Consider the following 1,371-nt stretch of genomic DNA (forward strand, 5'->3'; position numbering starts at 1 on the left):
GGGCGTGTCAGGGACTTTGTGTAAGTCCTTGGCGTTCACCGGACGTTGAGCCGGTCCTCGAAGAAGAGTGAGAACTGGTTCAGCGCCTTCTTCCAGTGTGGCGCGACTTGGTTGAGATCGCGGGCCTTGGGGGTGATCAGTTCGCGGACCGCGAGGTAGAGCACCTTCAACGCCGCTTGCTCGGATGGGAAGTGCCCGCGGTTGCGGGTGGTCTTCCGCAGCCGAGCGTTGATCGACTCAATGAGGTTCGTCGAGTAGACCACCTTCCTTATCTCCGGCGGGAAGGCGAGGTAGGGGGTGAACTCGCTCCAAGCGGCCCGCCAGGTCCGCACGATCGCCGGGTAGCGTTGGCCCAACTCGCCTGCGGCGAAGTCTTCCAGGGCTTGCTGGGCAGCCTGTTCGGTCGGCGCGGTGTAGATCGCCTTCATCGCCGCCACCAGCGCGGGGTGGTGCTGTTTGGACGCCAGCCGCAGCGATGCGCGGATCAGGTGGATCACACACGTTTGAACCGTGGCCTTGGGCCAGGTCGCGGTGACCGCGTCGGGCAGGCCCTTCAGTCCGTCGCAGGCGACGATGCACACGTCCTCGATCCCGCGGTTGCGCAGCTCGGACAAGACCGTCATCCAGGTCGTGGCACCTTCGCCCTCATCCCCGACCCACAGACCCAGGACGTCCTTGCAGCCGTCCATGTCGACGCCGACCGCGAGGTAGACCGGCTTCGAAGCCACCGATCCGGAGCGGATCTTGATCCGCAAGGCGTCGATGTAGATGATCGGCCAGATCGCGTCCAGCGGCCGCATCTGCCAGGTCGTGAGCTCATCGGCGACGGCGTCGGTGACCTTGCTGATCAGGTCCGGTGAGACCTCGATGCCGTACATGCCGACGAGGTGGGAGCGGATGTCGCGCACGCTCATGCCGCGGGCGTACAGCGACAGGATCTGCTCGTTGAAGCCCGCCAGCCGCCGGGCGTGCTTGGGTACCAGCCTCGGCTCGAACGAGCCATCGCGGTCTCGCGGCACTGCCACGGTGACCGCTCCGGCATCGGTCAGCACCGTCTTCGGCGACGTACCGTTGCGGCTGTTGCCCGAGCCTCGGCCTGCTGGATCGTGCTTCTCGTAGCCGAGGTGTTCGGTCATCTCCGCATCCAGGGCCCGTTCCAGCACGGCCCGGGTGACTTCGGTCAGCAGACCGCCCTCACCCAGCAGGGCCGCCCCTGAGGCGTCGGCGCGGTCCATCAACCGCTCGACGAACTCGTCCACCAGCTCGTCCTCGACCGGCTCGACAGCCGGGGTTTCCTTGTCTGCCATGTCCGTCCGTCCCGGCTGGTCAAGGCCCCAGAGCTGGGCCTCGGCCAGCCTGTCACATCACGGA

At 66.3% G+C, this 1,371-nt stretch carries 1 protein-coding gene; it reads right to left on the reverse strand.

Features of this window, described 5'->3' with window-relative positions; genetic code table 11:
• Window positions 1-35: 35 nt before the first annotated feature.
• The gene (locus tag P2L57_RS39785) at window positions 36-1,307 is read right to left on the reverse strand and encodes an IS256 family transposase (RefSeq protein WP_275823473.1); all 1,272 of its coding nucleotides are present in this window, start codon (window positions 1,305-1,307) and stop codon (window positions 36-38) included.
• Between the last annotated feature and the right edge of the window lie 64 nt (window positions 1,308-1,371).

The organism is Streptantibioticus ferralitis (genome assembly GCF_029223525.1).
GTDB classification, from domain to species: Bacteria; Actinomycetota; Actinomycetes; order Streptomycetales; family Streptomycetaceae; genus Streptantibioticus_A; species Streptantibioticus_A ferralitis.